A 15,975-nucleotide genomic window follows, 5' to 3' on the forward strand; every position below is an offset into this window, starting at 1 on the left:
CGCAGTCCGATGGATGAACCGGGGGAGTGGTGCCGGGGCATGTCAGCATGCCCCGGCACCACTCCCGTTTGTGATATGTTCATCGTTGGCGTGTCGGCACAACAGGCTCGCGTCATCACCGACTCAAACGCTTAAGTATCTGCAATCTGGATGAATTCAGCGTCGATATCTGGCAGCGGCATCCGCCATCTGGGTGACAGCGTTTGCGATATGGAAGATCTGTGTTGGTTCTGTGGAAGTTTCTGCATATAATAAACATCATGCGAACGGTTGCACAGTGATTGTGCCGCCCGAAGTGTTCGTTCACTCAGAGAGCATGGTTCATGTTCATGGCGAACAAGCATGTGCAGCATCATCCGGCTGTGTGGACGGATGAGCATAAGGAAAGAAAGCCCTCTATTCTAGAGAAGAAAAGGAGACAGCGGTATGATTCCTCTGTCTGAAACCGAGCAGCAGCTCGGCAAGAGCAAGCGTTCGGGAAGGCATGGGTTCGTCGCCAAGACGGTTGCCAGCCTCTCGGCATTCGCGACGCTTGCCGGCGGCATGGCGCTTGGCATGGTCGCCGCCCCGGCGGCGAACGCGGCGAATGTGCCGACGACCAGCTATGATCGCACGCTTGGCAATGCGCAGTTCGAGGCCGCTCGCGAATCGTATGGCCTGTCCAAGGAAATGGACTATGGTGCGATTCTGCATGCATGGATGTGGTCGGCCAACACGATCAAGGCGCATATGGATGAGATCGCCGACGCCGGCTATACCTCGATCCAGACCGTGCCGATTTCCAACATCGTCGGTCCGAACCACGGCGGCGTCTTCACCGAGAACTGGTACTACGTCTACCAGCCTTCCGGCACCGGCATCGGCAACAAGGTGATCGGCACCGAGCAGGAAATCAAGGACATGACCGCCGAAGCGCACAAGCACGGCATTCGTGTCATCGCCGACGCTGTCATCAACCACTTCACCGCGGATTGGAACGGCATCAACTCCGACTGGAAGAACTCCAGCCTGTTCCACACGCGTTCCGAAGGCGGCTGCGGGGACAACGGCACCGCCATCAACTATAGCAACCGCTGGCAGGTCACGCACTGCCATCTGCTGAGCCTGTGGGATCTCAACACCGAGAACCAAGAGGTCGGCAACCGCATGCACGACTATCTGACCCGCGCTGTCGCGGACGGCATTGATGGCTTCCGCTATGACGCCGCGAAGCATATCGAGCTTCCGGACGAGTTCCAGACGCATTCGCCGTACTTCGATACGATCCTGCCGAATGGCGCCCAGTATCAGTACGGTGAGGTGCTGCAGGGCGATCCCGGCCTGAACGCACCGGCATACCCGGCGCTGTTCGATAAGTATTCGACTAACGGCGGCGGCAACACGGCTTCGAACTATGGCCGTGAGATCCGCAGCGCAATGCAGGACAAGAACATCAGCGCCGGCCGTCTGAACAGCCTGCAGGGCACCGGCGTCCGCGACAACCAGCTCGTCACCTGGGTCGAGTCCCATGACACCTATGCGAACACCAACGAATACTCCTCGCAGCTGTCCGCATGGCAGATCCGCATGGGCTGGGGCATCGTCGCATCCCGTGCCGGCGGCGCGCCGCTGTTCTTCAACCGTCCGCAGGGTTCCGGCGGCTCGAATCCGCGTTTCGCTGAGGTCTCTCAGCTCGGTGACGCGGGCGACGACGAGTGGAAGCATCCCGAGGTCAAGTGGGTCAACAAGTTCCGCAACGCGATGGAAGGCAACGCCGAATACCTGCGCAACTGCAACGGCAACAACAACTGCCTGATGATCGAGCGGTACAAGACCGATGGCAACAACAACAACGACGGCATGACCGTCGTGAACATGGATGGCGACAAGAGCCTCGCCGGCATGGACACGACGCTCGATGACGGCGAATACGTCGATCAGGTCTACGGTGGCAAGCTCACTGTCTCCGGCAAGAAGATCACGTCCGGCAATGTGAAGAGCGGCAAGATCCATGTGTTCTATAACGCCTCGAACACGCCGCGAGCCTCGCTCGCCGCGACCGGTGCGAAGTCCTTCAAGACCGATACGACGCAGGTGACGCTGACCGCGCGCAATGTCAACAACGCGCGCTACAGCACCTCCGAAGGCGATTCCGGCTCGTTCACCGACGGCCAGAAGATCACGATCGGCGCCAAGTCCGCCGTGAACACGCAGATCACCGTCACGCTGACCGGCACCGATCAGGACGGCAATGCGGTCAAGGCGGAAGAGACCTTCACGAAGAAGGACCCGAACGCCGTCGTCAGCTATACCGCCTATGCGAAGAAGCCTGCGGCGTGGAATAAGATCTACGCCTATGTCTACGTGGACAACAACGCGGCGGCCGGCTCCGTCATCCAGAACGCGGCTTGGCCGGGTGAGCTGATGACCGCCGAGGCCGGCGCGTGCGACGGCACCGCCGATCAGGTCTACGAGATTCCGGAGGACATCATCGACCAGGCCGGTGACGACCCGATCCGCGTCATCTTCAACAACGGCGGCGCCGGCGAGATTCCGGGCAACAAGTTCCCGGCCGATTCCGCCACGACCGATCCGGACGACCATGTCGACGCGGCCGGCCTGCTCATCGACGGTTCCTACGTCTGGGACGGCAACATCACCAGCGGCACCTGGGAGGAGGCCTCCTGCCTCGCCGTGACGGTCGACTCCGTCACGATCAGCCCGGCCGGCACGATCAATCTCGATCTCGCCGATGGCGCCACCACCCAGCTGACCGCCACCGTGGCCCCGGCTGCGGCCGCCGGCAAACCGGTCAAGTGGACCTCATCGAACGAGAAGGTCGCCGTCGTCAAGAACGGCGTCGTGCAGGGTCTCGCCAAGGGCACCGCGACGATCACCGCCTCCGTCGGCGGCAAGTCGGATACCGTGACCGTCAACGTGACCGGTGAAGCACCGGTCATCCATGACACGACCGTCTACTACCCGGCTGATAAGTTCGGCGCGAACTCCACCTACATCCACTACCGCGTCGGCACCGGCACGTGGACGACCGCCCCCGGCGTGAAGATGGAGGCGGCCTGTGACGGCTACGTCAAGTACACGATCGAAGGCACCGAAGGCGGCCAGATCGAGTTCGTCTTCAACAACGGTTCCGGCAACTGGGACAACAACGGCAAGAAGAACTACACCGCCAGCGGCGCGAACGTCGTCGTCGAGAACGGCACGGTCGGTACGGTCGCTCCGTGCGTGACCGTGGTTCCTGTCACGTCGGTGTCGATTGCCGGTGGCGACTTCTCGCTGACCGAGGGTGCCACGAAGCAGCTTTCCGCTTCGGTGTCCCCGTCGAACGCGACGGATCGTGCGATCAGCTGGAAGTCGTCGAACACGTCGGCCGCAACGGTCGACGCTTCGGGCAAGGTCACGGCCGTCAAGGCCGGCACCGCCACGATCACAGCGACGGCGGGTGGCAAGTCCGTGTCGGTCACGGTGACGGTGACGAAGCAGCAGACCGTCGTTCCGGTCGAGTCGGTGTCGATTTCGGGTACCGGTGTGTTGGGCAACAAGGCGACGATCAATGTCGGCGCTGGTCTGAGCCTCAATGCGACGGTCGCGCCGTCGAATGCGACCGATCGCACGGTGGCGTGGAAGTCGACGAATGCTGCGATTGCGTCGGTTGATGCGAATGGCAACGTGCGTGGTCTCAAGGCCGGTAGTGCGGGCATCACGGCGACGGCTGGCGGCAAGTCCGCCTCGATCATCGTGACGGTCAATGAGGTCGGCCCAGTTCTGCAGTCGATTCAGATCACCGGCAACGGCGTGGCAAACAACGCTCTGACGATTCTGCATAACCAGCATGTCCAGCTGGCAGCGAAGCTCACTCCTGCGGATGCTGTCGTGGGCGCCCTCGCCTGGAGCTCCTCCGATACCTCAATCGCCACGGTGGACGGCAACGGTTACGTTACTGCGAAGAAGCCTGGTGTCACTGCCATTACGGTGACTGCCGGCAACCAGCATGCAGCAATCGTACTGACTGTGAACAAGGCTGAGACCACATTCCCAGATGTCCCGAAGACGCACCACTTCTTCAAGGAGATTGAGTGGATTGCGGATAAGGGCATTACCACCGGTAACTGGGATGGTACGTTCGGCCCGTCCGACGAAACCACACGCGCGCAGACCGTCGTCTTCCTGTACCGTCTTGCGGTTCAGCGTGGCGACAAGGATGCGAAGAACTACAGGCCAACCGCTGCTGACTATAAGCGTTTCCCGGACGTCAAGGAAGGTACTTTCGGCGCCAAGGAAATCCTGTGGGCTGCGAATATCGGTCTGACGACGGGTCGTGCGGATGGTACCTTCGGCGGCGATGTTCCGGTCACTCGCGATCAGATGGTGACCTTCCTCAACCGCTATGCGATCATGGAAGGTGACGAGACCGCCAGCAACTACAAGCCGACGGCTGAAGAGTACGAAAAGTTCTCCGATGTCAAGCGTGACACCTTCGCAGCGACTGCGATTCTGTGGGGCGCCAAGGTCGGTATTGTCAATGGGAACAACGGCAAGTTCAGTGGTGGTGACACCACGCTGCGCGAGCAGATGGCTGCATTCCTGTACCGTCTGAACAACTATCTCGACAAGTGAGTGAAGGTTTGGTGATTCCGATCGCCGATCCATTCCAGCTCCTTCGATAACCGCAAGGTGACCCCGGGCTGATATTAGCCCGGGGTCACCTTCGTATTTGGGGTTGGATACCAGACTTGCATAATGCTGCACTTGCACCATCGTGGTATTCCGCTTCTTTATGCGAGCGTTTGCGTATAACGGAAGCATTTTAGTTAAAGAAGCGTTCTCTGACTGGCTGTTGTGTTGATGTTGTGCAAGTATTTGATATACTAGACGAGATGCGAACGGTTGCACGATGATGGTGCTGACTGTCTGTATCCTTTCCTCGACGGTGGATTCGGCGGCGGGAGGATGCCGCATCGGGTTCCCGTCTGTGCTGACGGGGACTGCATTACAAGGAAAGAAAGAACCTTATTCTAGAGAAGAAAAGGAGACAGTGGCATGACACCTCTGTCTGAAGAGCACGAGAAGTCTCCCGTCTCGAACAAGCGTCCGTCAGGGCGCGGGTTCATGAAGAAGGCGATCGCCGGCCTCGCTGCCGCGGCGACACTCGCCGGTGGCATGGTCGTGGGAACCTCCACGGCTGTGGCGGCTGATCATGTGGGACCGACCACCAGCTACGATCGCACCCTCGGCAATGCATCCTTCGAAGCCGCACGCAAGCAGTACGGCCTGTCCAAGGAAATGGACTATGGCGCGATCCTGCATGCATGGATGTGGTCCGCCAACACGATCAAGAACAACATGCAGGCAATCGCGGACGCTGGCTACACCTCGATCCAGACCGTGCCGATGAGCACGATCAAGGGACCGGTCGAGGGCATGAAGTTCACGAAGAACTGGTATTACGTGTACCAGCCGACCGGCACCGGCATCGGCAACAAGGTCATCGGCACCGAAGCTGAGATCAAGGCCATGACCGAGGAAGCCCACAAGCACGGCATCCGAATCATCGCCGACGCCGTCATCAATCATTTCTCCTCCGACTGGAACGCCATCGAGAGCAACTGGCAGGACAAGAACCTGTTCCACACCCGCAACGGCATCTGCGGAGGCCAGGACGGCGACCAGATCGACTACAGCAACCGCTGGAAGGTCACGCAGTGCCACCTGCTCGGTCTGTGGGATCTGAATACGCAGAGCCAGGAAGTCAGCAACCGCATGAAGGATTACCTGACGCGGGCGGTCGCTGACGGCGTTGATGGCTTCCGTTATGACGCCGCGAAGCACATCGAGCTTCCGGATGAGTTCGAGCAGCATTCGCCGTACTTCGATACGATCCTGCCGAATGGCGCGCAGTACCAGTATGGCGAGGTCCTTCAAGGCGACACCGGTCTGAACGTCGCGGCATATCCGGCGCTGTTCGACAAGTATTCGTCGAACGGCGGCGGCAACACCGGCTCCAACTACGGCAAGGCCGTGCGAGGCGCCGTCAGAAGCGGCCGCATGAACGCGAATTCCCTGCGCAACCTGCAGGGTCAGGGCGTCAAGGACAACCAGCTCGTCACTTGGGTCGAGTCGCATGACAACTATGCGAATGATGACCGCGAATCCACCGGCATGACCGCCCAGCAGATCCGTCTGGGCTGGGGCATCATTGGTTCTCGCGCCGGTGGAGCTCCGCTGTTCTTCAACCGTCCCGTCGGCTCCGGCGGTTCCAACCCGCAGTTCTCCGAGCAGACGCAGCTCGGCTCCGCCGGCGATGACGAGTGGAAGAGCCCGGAAGTGGTCGCGGTCAACAAGTTCCGCAACGCGATGGAAGGCGCTCCGGAGAATCTGGCCAACTGCGGCGATGATTCCTGCCTGATGATTCAGCGCTACGTCTCCGACGGCGCCGACAACAACGACGGCGTGACCGTGGTCAACTCCGGTGGAGACCGTGATCTCAACGGCACCGCCGTAGTGCTTGACAACGGAACCTACAAGGATCAGGTGCATGGCGGCTCCATCACCGTCAAGGACGGCAAAATCGTTTCAGGTCAGGCCAAGGGCGGCTCCGTGTCCGTGTTCTTCAACGGCGGCGGCCAGGTCGGCGATGTCGAGTACCTCAGCGCGGCCCCGGGCAGCACGACGTTCACCGGCAACAGCATTGACGTCAAGATCAGCATGAAGAACGTCACCAACGCGCAGTACTCGACCTCCGACGGCAAGTCGGGCTCCATTGAGGATGGCACCACAATCACCATCGGCGCTGGCGCTGAGATTGGCGATGTCATCACGTTGACGCTGACCGGCAAGGGCACTGGCACCACGCAGAAGGACTTCAACGTCAAGTACACCTACGAGAAGACTGAGCGTGCGGCGCAGAATCTGGCCAAGTACTATTCGACGAATCTGACTGGTCAGAAGAACAAGAAGACGATCACCGTTGATGGCAACGTCAATGATTGGGACTCCTCTATGATCATCGCCCAGGGCGCCGCGAATGACGATCCTCGTGTCTACCGCGAAAACTCGATGTATGAGGTCCCTATCGATCTCTACACGCTGTATGGCACTTGGGACGATACTAATCTCTACCTGATGTGGGAGATGACGAACGTTCAGGACTACGTCGATCCGGGTGACAATTACCCAATCGGCCGTCCGCTCTTCGGCGAGCTGAACTGCCCTGTGTGGATCGTTCTGGACACTGGCCGTTCCGACAACAAGATCGGCAAGAATCTCAACCTCACGACCGGCGGCACCATCTGGGCCTCCAACAACCAGTGGGAGCAGAGCATCAACAACCTCGTCGCCATCTCGTACAACGGCGCTAACGGCCCGTGGATGTACGGCGGCGATGAGAACGGTCTAAGCTCCGCGGCCATCTGGGGTCCAGGCGCAGATCCTAAGACCGGCACCCAGAAGACGAACATGAAGTTCAAGTATGGCAAGGGCATCCTGAGCAAGGAAGTCTGGGGCATCGACGGTGGCTGGGGAACAGCTCACAACCGTGTCCCTGGCGATATGAAGAATGACAACGCCAACTGGGTCGAGTTCAACAGCAAGGGCCACAACTCCGCTGCGGAGGATGTGAACTACGAGATGTCGATTCCTCTCGAGGAGCTCGGCATCACGGCTGATGATGTCGCGAAGACCGGTGTCGGCGTGCAGATCGTCGCGACAATGGGCCTGTCCGGCATGGACTCGCTGCCGTACGATCTTGCGGCGAACGACAACGCCGATCTTCCGGATACGACTTCCCAGGAGAACAACTCCTATGAGAAGTCCGACGATGATTCCTACTCCGCTCCGCTCGCCCGCATCGGCGCCGCCGGCGGCCCGGTCATCACGATTCCGGTCGATTCCGTCACCATCAATCAGGGTGATTCGATGTCAATCGACCTCGGCGTCTCCCGCACCGCTCAGCTGAGCGCGACCGTCGCGCCGTCGAACGCGTCGAGCAAGAAGGTCACGTGGACCTCCTCCGACGACAAGATCGCAACCGTCGACTCGAAGGGCAACGTCAAGGCGAACAAGGCCGGCACCGTGACGATCACGGCGAAGGCCGGCGACAAGACCGACACGATCACGATCACCGTGACCGGTGAACTCGTGATCCCGACGACGACGACCGTCTACTATCCGTCCTCCGGTTTCGGCGCGAACTCCACCTATCTGCACTACCGTGTGAACAAGGGCGGTGCCGCGGGTACGTGGACGACCGTTCCGGGCGTGAAGATGGAAGCGGCCTGCGACGGCTACGTCAAGTACACGATCGACAACCCCGATCAGGACGAGGTCGAGTTCGTGTTCAATAACGGCGCCGGCCAGTGGGACAACAACGGCGAGAAGAACTACAAGGGCACCGGCGAGTCGCTGCTCGTCAAGAGCGGCCAGCTCACCGTTGACAACCCTCCGTGCACGGTGACCGTTCCGGTGTCGTCGGTGTCGATTGCCGGTGGCGACTTCTCGCTGACCGAGGGTGCTTCGAAGCAGTTTTCGGCGACTGTTTCCCCGTCGAATGCGACGGATCGTGCGATCAGTTGGAAGTCGTCGGATGCGTCGGTCGCATCGGTGGACGCTTCGGGTAAGGTGACTGCGGTCAAGGCCGGTTCGGCGACGGTCACGGCGACGGCGGGTGGCAAGTCCGCGTCGGTCGAGGTGACGGTGACGAAGCAGCAGACCGTGGTTCCGGTTGAGTCGGTGTCGATTTCGGGTACCGGTGTGTCGGGTGGCAAGGCGACGATCAATGTCGGCGCTGGTCTGAGCCTCAACGCGACGGTCGCGCCGTCGAATGCGACCGATCGCACGGTGGCGTGGAAGTCGACGAATGCTGCGATTGCGTCGGTTGATGCGAATGGCAACGTGCGTGGTCTCAAGGCAGGTAGTGCGGGCATCACGGCGACGGCTGGCGGCAAGTCCGCCTCGATCACCGTCACTGTCAAGGATGGTGCTCCGGTTCCGGTGTTGCAGTCTATCGCGATTTCCGGTTCCGGAATTGCGGGGGGCGAGATGACGATGAAAGTTGGCGAGAACAGGAAGCTCACGGCGGTGCCAACGCCGTCGAATGCGTCGGTGGCTGGCGCTACTTGGTCGTCGTTGGATGATTCGGTTGCGACTGTTGATGGTAATGGTAAGGTGACGGCCAAGAGTGAGGGTCTGACGATGATCATGGTGGAGGTCGGTGGCCATTCCGATTCGGTGTTGCTGACGGTTTCCGGTAGGGTCGATCCTGTTGATTCTCGTTTTTCGGATGTGCCGAAGTCGCATCATTTCTATGCGGATATCGAGTGGCTGGCGTCGTCTGGCGTGACGACCGGTTTCGGTGACGGCACGTTCCGTCCTTCGGAGGATACGTCGCGTGCGCAGACGGTGGTGTTCCTGCATCGTCTGGCTGTGCAGCGGGGTGACAAGGAGGCCGCGAATTATTCGCCGTCGGCTGCTGATTATGCGAGGTTCCCGGATGTGGATCGTGATTCGTTCGGTGCGAGGCAGATCCTGTGGGCGGCGTCGAAGGGCATCACGACGGGTCGTGCGGATGGCTCGTTCGGTGGTGATGCGGCGGTGACGCGTGATCAGATGGTGACGTTCCTGTGCCGTTTCGCGGCTGTTGAGGGTGATGCGGGCGCGAAGTCGTTCGCGCCGTCGGCTGCTGATTATGCGAGGTTCTCGGATGTCAATCGTGGCACGTTCGCGGCTCGTGAGATTCTGTGGGGTGCGAGTGTTGGCATCGTGAACGGCAAGGACGGCAAGTTCTCGGGTGGCGATTCGGCGCTGCGCGAGCAGATGGCAGCGTTCCTGCACCGTCTCGACACCCACCTCGGCTGATGGCCATGACGGTTATAGTCATATATGACCGTGTGAAGAGGGCTCGCTCCGTAGCGTGCCCTTTTCACGTATAATGATGCTGGTTTTCGGAGGCGCCTACGAACGTTTTGTACAATATGGCGTCATTCATGCAATGATGGGCACACGGCGATGTCATGATGCCATGAGGAGGGTGCGGGGATGAACGCACTGAGGAAAACGATGCTGGATCTGCGTGTCGGCATGCGCTATAGCGCCGTCAATCTCGCACGCCTTGCGTTGCAAAGCGTGGTTTCCATGGACAATCACACACTTGGACGTCTTAATCATGCGCGTGTACTTCTGATGGAGAACTGGTTTGCGCACGAGTTCGCCGGCGCCCTCAGTACATGGAAGGACATGCCGGAGAGCGCGCAACCGTTCGTTGACGTACACGAGGCACCCATCTGGATGATGTGGCTACAGGGCGCAAACGAACTGCCCCGGACTGCGGAACCATTCGTTGGCTCCATCAGAAAACAAAATCCGGACATGGACATCCGCATCGTGGACCTCGAGCAAATCCAAACACTCGTGGACATCCCACCGATTATTGAACAGCGTTACCGTGAAGGCGCGCTTACTGGCGCGCACCTTTCCGATTATCTGCGTTTCCTGCTGCTTGAACGTTACGGAGGCGTGTGGATGGACCTCTCGCTTTATGAGACTGCCCCCATCCCGATTGACCGCGTGCTTGGCGTGCCATTTTGGTCAGTCAAAGGACTTGAGCCGTACCCGTACGCGGCCGCCATTCCGGACGGTCTTGATTGGCAGGTGTACATGATGGCTGCGCAGCCGCATGCGCTGTTCAACCGCGTCATGCTCGCCCTCACCGAAGAGTATTGGACGCGGTTCGACACGCGCGTCGACTACTTCCTCACATATTATCTCTCGAGACTTGCCCGTACGGTCCCCGCGGTGCGTGATTCCTACACGCGCGTGTCGGCGAACAACGTGATGTGCGAACAGCCGATGGTGTGGGTCCTCGGGCAGTCTTCCCTGGATGGGCGCACGCTTGTGAACCGGTGCCGTGAGTCCGGCACATGGATCTATAAGACGAATTTGCATGAATCCGAACACGATTTGGACCGATTCCTCGCGGTTATGGAACAACTGAAATAGTCCGGCAAGGGCTCAGTTTATAGTGATGGATGAGGAAAGGGAAAGAATGGGAGCGTCAATGCGGCATGCATATCTGATCATCGCGCACGACCGGCCTGAGGAACTGCAGAGGCTGATTCGTGCACTTGACTATCCGGATAACGCCATTTATATGCATGTCGATGCTAAATCCACGATGGACGTGCGTCCACTTGCCCACCTGACCGAACACAGTCCGGTCACGCTTATCGACCGTAAGGCGATTGCCTGGGGCGGCGGCAGCATTGTGGATGCCGAGTTGCGTCTGTTCGAGGCAGCTTACAAGGACGGCGGCTTCCGCTATTATCATCTGCTGTCCGGAGTGGATTATCCCGTGAAGTCCCAACAGTACATCCACGACTACTTTGAACACCATAACGGTGAGAACTTCATCCAGATCGAGCCCGAGCTCGACCGTTTCCGCATGAAGTTCGACCAGTACCATTTCCTTCAGGAGAAGTTCGTAGGCAAGAAGCGCAATCTGTGGAAATACATTGATTTCGCCTCCTGTTATGCGCAGCGACTTGTCGGTGTGCGGCGGTTCAAGGGACACGAGATGAAGCGTGCCATCCAGTGGGTGAGTATCACCGACGAGGCGGTGGCGGAACTTGTGCGCAGGAAAGACGAAATTACGAAACGCTATCGATGGACCTACTGCTGCGATGAGATATTCCTGGTAAGTGAACTCATCGGCACGCCGCTTGAGAAGACGATCACTGGAACAACCAATCTGCGTTATATCGAATGGGAATGGGTCTCAGCACAGGATTCTTCACCGCGCGTGCTTACGACGGCGGATATCAGGCATCTCGAGCCGCCGGACATCCTTTTCGCACGGAAGTTCAATCTTCCTCAGTCTGTGGAACTGTATCAGACTATCGACGACGCCATCGCCAGCAATGCGGAGGGACTGCTGAATCATAAGGAGGTGGCCGCATGAGCCGCATTCTTCTGCTCAATCAGGGGCATACGGACAATATCGGCGATCAGGCCATTGACGCCGTGCTCAGCACGTTCTTGCGCTCTCGCGGATTCGACGTGACGAGCGCGCCCTATGAGGAATACGTGGAGGGACGCATCCAGCTCGCGTTTGACGGCAGGGAGATCCTTCCGCGTGCGGCCCGCCATATGCCCGCGCTCATGGACCATTGGCATAGGAATCGCATTCGTGCACTGCTCGAGCGCATGGAGGATGCCGAGTACATCGATGCTGCCGTCATCGGCGGAGGCGAACTGCTGGCCGCGAGCCATCGTGGCTTCGCCTCGGCGTTCCCCATCTGGTGCGAGGAGCTCGCCAAACGCGGCATTCCGGTCTTCGTTACCGGTGTGAGCGGCGATTTCCGGCCCGGCAGAAGCGCCAAACGATTCGCACAGGCGCTGCGTACCTGCGCATATATCTCGGTGCGAGATCTGCCGACCGAACGTATGATGCATGACGACTACGGCGTGGACGCCGTCTGTCATCCGGACGTCGTGTTCAGTTACACCCGCATCTTTCCGGACACGGTGCACCAACTGCCGCACGACGCAAGCCTGTGCATACCGGTGCATCTGAACGCTGCCGGCTATAACACGCTCCATCTGGCCGATGAGAATGCCTACATGGACTATATGGCGACTGAGCTGCGGTCGGAGAAGGCCGCTGACACGCCGGTGATTGTGACCTCCACGGTGAGTTCCGAGGACTATCCGGAGCAGGTGGCGCAGGAGTTCGTGGCGCGCGGTCTCGACGCACAAGCACGCACCGGTCTGGAGTTGCCGGCGTTCATTGACCTGCTCAACCGCACCGGCTTCCTGCTGTCTGGCCGTATGCATGCATGCATCCTCGGTCTGCAGTATGGCTGTGATGTGCATCCGATTCCATACCGCGCCAAGCTCGCCGCGTTCGCCAGTGAATACGGCGGAGTGAGCAACCTTGACCGTGTCTCGGACGCCTCCTATACGGGTCTCGAAGAGCTCGCCGTACGACTGGAGGCGCTATGAGCGACACCATCGACCTGACCATCATCATTCCCGTCTACCGCACGCCCGTGGAGCGTCTGCGCGCTGCCCTGACGAGCACGACCGCGCTCACGATGCCGCACGAGTGCATCGTTGTGTTCGATGGTGAGCCGGAGTCAGGGCTCATCGACGTCGTCGATGAATTTTCCGATGATTGCGCGCACGCAGTGCAAATCGAGCACGGCGGCGTTTCGGCGGCGCGCAATGCCGGTATCGACGAGGCCAATGGCCGTTGGATCTGCTTCCTTGATTCCGATGACCGTCTCATGGGTGATGGCGTCGCGCAGCTCATGCGGTTCGCCGATTCCCATGACTGTCAGATCGCGCAGGGGAGCTACTACAAGGAATCGAACGGACGACTTGAGCATTGCTCGTTTGCCAATTCTGAGGCAATCTACACCGGTGATGAGGGCCATACGGAGTTCATGGCCGCCACGCTCGAAGTGGACCGCGGCGTGGCCATGGCATGGTCCAAGCTCTACAATCGCGAATTCCTCGTGGATTCGGGCGTGCGGTTCAACACCGATCTTTCGGTAGACGAGGACACACTGTTCGTGTTCGACGCCGTGTCCCGTGCGCAGGTAATCGGTTTTGTGCCGGTGGACGTATATGTGTACCAGCGTCATGAGGGCTCACAGGTCATGAAGTTTCATGAGGACTATGCCGACCTCGTTGAGCGCGCTCTCAATACGATACGGGAGGAGGTGACGCGTGTCGGCGAGCAGCGCGTTATGGATGCTTATCTCCAGCATGTGGTGTTCTACACGCTGTTGCTCATGCTCCACTATGTGTTTAACGAGTCGAACGGCTGGTCTGACGGGGCACGTCGGAAGGCGTTTAATCAGGTGCTGGATGAACCAGCCCATGCGTATGCGATTCGTCATGCAAGCACCAAGTCATTCGGCTTTGGCAAGCGTATGTCCGTCATGGCTTTGCGGCACCGCTCTTATGCTGTGATGAAGTGCATCTGTTCGGTGAGGCATAAGCAGCTCGGTTGATTTCCGAAACCGGTTCCGCGGAGGAGCTACCAGACCTTCCAAGCCATTTGGTAAGGCATCACGTCATTGCTGTTCATGACGAAGATTGTGACGATGGTGAGCACCAGATAGTACAGATAGATCGCATAGTTGAGCAGCGGCTTCATTTCACGGTTCTCATCCTGAATGAGCCTGCACAGGTACACGTAGTACAGCGGTGCAAAGAATTCAGTAAGTCGCGTGAGAATCATGACACCGGCGAAGCAGATGGACATGGCCGCAAACGTAATGGTGCCGGTGAGCATGAAGCTGCGCTGAGAATAGCGTTCATTGTTCGTATCCGCAGCCAGTTCGCTGTTCGGCAACAGTGTGCGCGACTTGGACAAGCCGTAGAACAGCAGCATGTTCGGCACGATGGCTTTGAGCAAAGCTATGGTGTTACGAGATTCATTGGTGTCGACGTTCGCATAGCCGCTCCACGATGGAACGATTCTCGCAATGGTGCTGATGATCGAGTCCATGCCAAAGATGAGGACGGTAAAGCTCACGATGTACATGATTAGAATCGTCATATTCCGGCTACGGCGCAGGAAGAACCTGAGAGGGAATAGCAGCAGCACGATGAGAATGGATCTATGGAAGGACACCCCGAGTGCGAGCAGCAGTACGGCCCAGATTGAATGGTGTCGTTTCCAGAGCACGTAGGCCACTAGGCAACATGAGAGCGCCATGTACTGTCGCATGAGGTTGAGCGATGAGAAGAAGGTGCCTCCGCATACGAACAGGAACATGAAGAAACCCCAGGAGTACTGCGCGACTACCTGGGAAACGAATATGTATAAGGCGATGCCGAGCAGGATTCCGCTGATGATGAAGATGGCGCGTGCACCCCAGCCGACGGCATCCACGGCCTTATTGAGAAGGCGGTAGCCAATTTCCTCATAGTCGCGTTCGATGTACGGCGAATTGATGTAGTCATAGACTTCAAGATAATGTTCGTAATCGGCGCCAACCTCGTATCTGAAGCCGGTGAGCACGGCTATGCTGAGGCAGCATAGGGCCAGCAGCGTCTTTCGGGCGAGCTGTCCGGATTTGATGCGACAGATGAAATCAGTAAATATGCAGAGCGCAATGAGGATGATGTAGGCGGTCATCGGTTATCGGCTCCGTTTCGCATGGAAGGTCTGCCAGAGGGCGCAGGTGCAGGTGCAATGAGGCAGCGGCCGTCGCCCCTCTTTCCGTTGATTCTGCCCACGAAGGCGATTATATCGGAAACGGTAGAACGAGGGGATATGGATTCTCTTGCCCATTGGGAGTGGAATCAGGCCGCATGAGACGCGCGTGACGGCTCCAGCGCTTGGGCAATGTCTGCAAAGGCGTAGCCCATCTGATCGTGGGCATTCTGGAACATTTTGAATTCCCTGCGATACGGATCCTTGATGTCCTGCGAGGCAGGGAGCATCGGGCGCACCATCGAAGCGTTGGCAATGATTGAATCGAGCCGGTCCTCGATTGTGTCTCCGCAGATGAGGCCGTTTTCAGCGCAGTATCTGCACAGATTGGCGAAGTCGCTCACCGTGTACGTGCGGGAACGGGCGCGTGGGGCGAGCGTGACGATGTTGCCGCGCTGCGCCTCGGTGAAGCACAGGATGAGATCGGAGGAAAGCGCGAGCTGGGGCGTGATCCGCTTTGAACGGAAGCTGCTCGCGTCAATACCGTCAAGTTTCAGGAGTTTGTTGCTGGACGGGTCAATCTGGTGGTCGATGAGGCCGTTGACACCTGCGCTGTCTGTCTCGACGGCATCGCTGTGGAAGAACAGTGGGAACATGAGCTCGCCCATTGGTGAACGGCAGATATTGCCGGTGCATACGAACAGTACCTTCATCGGGCCATCCTTTCGACTCAATGCGCTCGCAGGTTTCCTTCCGGGCAGGAACCAACCGTTCATTCTAAAGGGAGCGGCATACCAATGGTTAAACCAGCGTCT

8 protein-coding genes are annotated in these 15,975 nt (G+C 58.8%); 6 read left to right on the forward strand and 2 right to left on the reverse strand.

Going from position 1 to position 15,975, the window contains the following annotated elements:
- The first annotated feature begins 426 nt into the window (after positions 1-426).
- From BCHO_RS08835 to BCHO_RS05890, 6 genes are all read left to right on the forward strand, one after another.
- Positions 427-4,617: an Ig-like domain-containing protein gene (locus BCHO_RS08835; RefSeq protein WP_051911623.1), complete on the forward strand. Its 4,191-nt coding sequence runs from the start codon at positions 427-429 to the stop codon at positions 4,615-4,617.
- Between the two features lie 423 nt (positions 4,618-5,040).
- A complete protein-coding gene (locus tag BCHO_RS05870; RefSeq protein ID WP_081930123.1) occupies positions 5,041-9,852 on the forward strand; it encodes an Ig-like domain-containing protein in 4,812 nt (1,603 codons plus the stop codon).
- 180 nt (positions 9,853-10,032) lie between these two features.
- Positions 10,033-10,992 carry a capsular polysaccharide synthesis protein gene (locus BCHO_RS05875; RefSeq protein WP_033491326.1) on the forward strand — a complete coding sequence of 320 codons (960 nt, stop codon included), beginning with the start codon at positions 10,033-10,035 and terminating at the stop codon, positions 10,990-10,992.
- Between the two features lie 25 nt (positions 10,993-11,017).
- On the forward strand, positions 11,018-11,950 hold the full coding sequence (locus tag BCHO_RS05880) for a beta-1,6-N-acetylglucosaminyltransferase (protein ID WP_081707980.1): 933 nt from the start codon (positions 11,018-11,020) through the stop codon (positions 11,948-11,950).
- The gene (locus BCHO_RS05885) at positions 11,947-12,993 is read left to right on the forward strand and encodes a polysaccharide pyruvyl transferase family protein (protein WP_024541185.1); all 1,047 of its coding nucleotides are present in this window, start codon (positions 11,947-11,949) and stop codon (positions 12,991-12,993) included. Before BCHO_RS05880 ends, BCHO_RS05885 begins: the two co-directional genes overlap by 4 nt.
- Entirely contained in the window at positions 12,990-14,009 is a 1,020-nt protein-coding gene (locus BCHO_RS05890; protein ID WP_024541184.1) for a glycosyltransferase family 2 protein, read from the forward strand. The genes BCHO_RS05885 and BCHO_RS05890 overlap by 4 nt, the downstream gene beginning before the upstream one ends.
- 26 nt (positions 14,010-14,035) lie before the next feature.
- On the opposite strand, the gene BCHO_RS05895 is transcribed toward BCHO_RS05890, so the two are convergent.
- Both BCHO_RS05895 and BCHO_RS05900 read right to left on the reverse strand, forming a co-directional pair.
- Positions 14,036-15,142, reverse strand: coding sequence for an EpsG family protein (locus tag BCHO_RS05895; RefSeq protein WP_024541183.1), 1,107 nt, complete (start codon positions 15,140-15,142; stop codon positions 14,036-14,038).
- A 167-nt stretch (positions 15,143-15,309) separates the two neighbouring features.
- The gene (locus BCHO_RS05900) at positions 15,310-15,873 is read right to left on the reverse strand and encodes an arsenate reductase/protein-tyrosine-phosphatase family protein (RefSeq protein WP_024541182.1); all 564 of its coding nucleotides are present in this window, start codon (positions 15,871-15,873) and stop codon (positions 15,310-15,312) included.
- Between the last annotated feature and the right edge of the window lie 102 nt (positions 15,874-15,975).

The organism is Bifidobacterium choerinum (genome assembly GCF_000741135.1).
In the GTDB taxonomy this organism is placed as follows: Bacteria; Actinomycetota; Actinomycetes; order Actinomycetales; family Bifidobacteriaceae; genus Bifidobacterium; species Bifidobacterium choerinum.